Source organism: Deltaproteobacteria bacterium (assembly GCA_016223005.1).
GTDB lineage: Bacteria > Desulfobacterota > GWC2-55-46 > UBA9637 > GWC2-42-11 > JACRPW01.
Genome location: JACRPW010000077.1, coordinates 1 through 1282, shown reverse-complemented (window position 1 = coordinate 1282; position 1282 = coordinate 1). Strand labels below are relative to the sequence as shown.

The window sequence follows — 1282 nt, the reverse complement described above, 5'->3', positions numbered from 1 at the left end:
TAGAGATAGACCCAATTCCTGCCCATATTGGTTTTCCTAAATCCTATGATTTTAAAAGAGTTAATGGCGGTCTTCTCGTCCAAACATGGGACAGGGCAAGCGTTACAGATTTAAAGGCAGTCACAAAAAGAGAGCCTTCTGAAAAGGAACTTGAGGAACTCTTGTTTGCGTGGAAGGTTTGCAAACATGTAAAGAGCAATGCAATAATATTCGCAAACTGCGGGCAGACAATAGGAATTGGAGCGGGACAGATGTCAAGGATTGATTCAACAAGAATTGGCATAATGAAGGCAAAGGATGCAGGGTTATTGGGGACAGATTTGAAATCTGTCCCCAGCGTCATGGCATCAGACGCATTCTTTCCATTCAGAGACAATGTTGACAAGGCAGCAGAGGTAGGCATTACAGCAATCATCCAGCCCGGCGGCTCAATCAAAGATGAAGAGGTTATCAAGGCAGCAGATGAACACAATATTGCAATGGTGTTTACAGGAATCAGGCATTTCAGGCATTAAAAAATATCTCAATTTCTGCCCTTAAACCTCTTTAAAACATCCAGAAGATAATCAATATCTTTTATTGTATTGACTGCGGATACCTGAAGCCGTATCTCTTCCTCACCCTTTGGCACAATAGGAAAGTTTATTGCAGTAGCAAGAATATTGTTGTCAAAAAGGTATCTAACTATTTCAGAGGTTTTAAGTGTGTCCCTTATCATCAGCGGAACAATAGGGTGTTCACCACTAATTGTCTCATACCCTAAATCTTTCAATCCGTTTCGCAAATATACGGCTAGTTCTTTTATTCTTTCAAGCAGATTGAGCCCCTCAAGACTGCCTAAAATATCCAAAGACTTGATGGCTGCTGATGCCTCAGCAGGTGTAATGGGATTTGAATATATATAAAACGGCGATGACTCCCGAAGGTATTTAATTATTGGAACTGTTGACACTGCATAACCGCCATTTACACCAAGAGATTTCCCAAGAGTAGCAATCAGTATATCAGCAGAGGCACCTGTGTATTCTTCTGTGCCCCTCCCTGTCCTGCCAAAAGCTCCGATACCATGAGAATCATCAACAACTGTTATAATGCCTTCTTCATATCCTGATTCAAACATCCTGCATAGTTGGACAATCCTGTCCAGCAGTGCAAAGTCGCCCCGCATACTGAAGACACCATCTGTAACAACCACTGCCCTTTTAACCCTCCCTGCATTTTCCTTAAGAATATTTTCCAATCCATTCATGTCCAAATGTTTGTAGATTTCTTTTTTTGCAGG

1 protein-coding gene and 1 pseudogene (1 of these 2 cut by a window edge) are annotated in these 1282 nt (G+C 41.5%); one reads left to right on the top strand and one right to left on the bottom strand.

Annotation, left to right across the window (positions count from 1 at the left end; translation table 11 throughout):
• Nucleotides 1–515: pseudogene (gene purH, locus HZC45_08080) on the top strand (bifunctional phosphoribosylaminoimidazolecarboxamide formyltransferase/IMP cyclohydrolase) (it extends 1178 nt beyond the left edge of the window).
• Between the two features lie 8 nt (nt 516–523).
• Here the strand turns inward: purH and HZC45_08075 are convergent.
• A partial coding sequence (locus tag HZC45_08075; GenBank protein ID MBI5683104.1) for an aminotransferase class I/II-fold pyridoxal phosphate-dependent enzyme occupies nt 524–1282 on the bottom strand: 759 nt, incomplete at its 5' end.